3 protein-coding genes are annotated in these 2,565 nt (G+C 40.5%); all 3 read right to left on the minus strand.

Annotated elements, in window-relative coordinates:
- Positions 1-371, minus strand: a 371-nt coding sequence (locus AC6F75_RS10720; protein ID WP_500715017.1) for a polysaccharide pyruvyl transferase family protein, incomplete at its 3' end; no start/stop codon positions are given.
- Between the two features lie 379 nt (positions 372-750).
- Positions 751-1,152 carry a DUF559 domain-containing protein gene (locus AC6F75_RS10725; protein ID WP_500715018.1) on the minus strand — a complete coding sequence of 134 codons (402 nt, stop codon included), beginning with the start codon at positions 1,150-1,152 and terminating at the stop codon, positions 751-753.
- Positions 1,153-1,581: 429 nt separating this feature from the next.
- Positions 1,582-2,565 (minus strand): galactosyltransferase-related protein (locus AC6F75_RS10730; RefSeq protein ID WP_500715019.1); only part of this gene is annotated, 984 nt, incomplete at its 5' end.

A 2,565-nucleotide genomic window follows, 5' to 3' on the forward strand; every position in this document is an offset into this window, starting at 1 on the left:
GCCACTATGCCCAGTTTGTATTTTTTTTCAATGGGTGGGTTGTAATACAACGGCAACAACAGGCCCGGGTCGCCATAGACTTCGGGGACTTTATGGCCTTGTTCCAACAATCGTTTCCGGGTTTGGGGGCCACGCACTGCCAGAAATTTGGCGGGCTTGACCACTTGATCTTTTAGAATGATCCCACTGCCCCATACGATGCAATGCCTGTTTACATGCGCCAGTATGCTGCCGGCTGTGACATAGATGGGCTCAAAGTGATTTTTAAAATGCCATTTACGTGGATTTACAAAAACCACGGGGGCATTCGTTATTTTCTCTACAAGGTATTTCCCCAGTACATCACCATAGTTTTCATAGGACTTTTGCATAAAGTAGGGTTCACTCCACCAAAACAACCTTATTTTTTTTCTACTGTCCATAACAACTTTAAAATTCATTATATCCTAATCCACAAATCTATAGGTGTTTTCAATTATTTAAATTTCGTCCGCTTTGCCCCGGCCCTATGTCCTCCCCTAACCCCTCCCAAGGAGGGGGATTGGAATCAGCAATTCATCCGCTTTGCCCCTTCCTCGGATTCGTCCGCTTTGCCCCTTCCCTAAAGGGAGGCGGAGAAGATTCTGGCTGTTAAAATTAATAGCTCTTTAGTCTTTTCAACCCTTCTACCCGCCAAAGGCGGGTGGCGGAAAAAAAATTAAACGAGTGCCACACCAGCCTTTGGCGGGTTGGGGCAATGTCGCCGGATTATTAACTAATAATTTCTTTAGCTAACTTACTAATTTCTTTTAGAACCGCATTTAAATTATTTTCTACTTTCTCATTAGTGAATCGAATCACTTTTAATCCTTGAGATTCTAAATCAATTGTTTTTTGTTTATCAATTAATTTTTGTTCATCAGTGTTGTGATATTCTCCATCAATTTCAATAACAAGTTTGAGTTTGTGACAATAAAAGTCAGCGATATAAAGGTGAATTGGATGCTGCCTTCTGAATTTAAATCCATCCAGTTGATTATTTTTTAGTGCTTCCCAAAGCAAAGTTTCAGCATTAGTCATTTTTATTCTAAGTGATTCTGCTTTTGAAAAGGAGCTGGCAGGTGCATCTCTAAACATACTCTCAGCATGGTATGGATTTAATTTTCTTGACATTTTTCAAAGTGTGGTTTGTCAAATTTAAAAATATTTATGTGGACAGTTAACAAAATAATAAAATAAAACTGGGATAGTAAGAGCATATTTCGTCCGCTTTGCCCCGGCCCTAAGTCCTCCCCTAACCCCTCCACACTTCGACTTCGCTCAGTGACCGGAGGGGGATTGGAATCAACAATTCGTCGGCTTTGCCCCGGCACGCCAGAGGCGGGTGGCGGACTTAATTATGTTTATTTTTAATTTAAAAAATTCTTCAACCCTCCCTCCCTTTAGGGCGGGGAAAGGAGGGTTGGACGAGGTTTCAACCGATTTGCGTAAGCGTTTTAGTGTATTAAAACCACTTTTTAAAAAAAACTTCACAATACTATTGTAAACCGGTTTTTCAATTTTTTTGCCCCAGCCCTAAAGGGTGAAATTGAAAAACCTTACTTACAATGCTATTATCAAACTAATTTCTTTTAAATCTTCAGCAACCTCAAATTTATAATTGTAATGTCTGTAATCAAATATAATCGTTTTTAGTATTTCGTCATTGACTTCCTTCATGGACATATAGGGCTGTGATTGTTTGCTTAGCAGTGTTTTGAGTTTGTGCTTTATGGAATTGTAATACACATCTTCATAAAAAGTAACTGCCACTACTTTCCCCGGGTAGTGTTTGAGTTCTTCCCTGAGAAAATGTGTGATAAATGCCTCAATATTGGGCAAACGCAATTTTATTTCAGGGTTTGACAGCTGTTGCTTGTCTTTAGGGCTAAAACATTGTCCCCAATGCTCCTGATGATGAGAAATACTGATACTTTGTGCTTTTTGCCTTAAAAAATGCTGTTGGTTGATGCGTTGTGTATTGTATAGTCGAGGCTGTATGGTAAGTTGTTTGTCATTCTTTTTTGGATAACGGGGGTGCCAGAGGTGGAGAAAAAGGAGTTGGTCTTCCCGGTGCAGTTTGAAACCTGCACACTGTAAGCGGGCATTCAGGTCTTCATCTTCCGAGCCGTAAAAATGGAAAAACTCATCCAGGCCGTTTATTTCTTCCAAAGCTGTTTTGGGATACAGTCCAATACCAAATGTATCCCCGGTATGACCGGGTTGCAATTGTTCAAAAGTTGTTGTTGCGACTTGTTCATGAGATACCGATTCCGGCAGATAACCAATTTTAAAGAGACTGAAGGATTCCGGAACACAAAGACTTTGAAATGTTTCCATTGCCTTGGGGTGTAAAATCACATCTACGTCATTAATCAGGATATACTCCCCTTTTGCCTGGCGGATGCCATAATTCAAGGCTTTGCTTTTGTTCCATAACAAACCGGGGTGACCTACATAATGGTAAGTTGCAAAATCAAAAGCAGTGACCTCCTCTTTAACAGCTTGAGCAAACGAGCGTTCACTGCCATAGTCCACAAACACCAC

The organism is Planktosalinus sp., assembly GCF_059864935.1.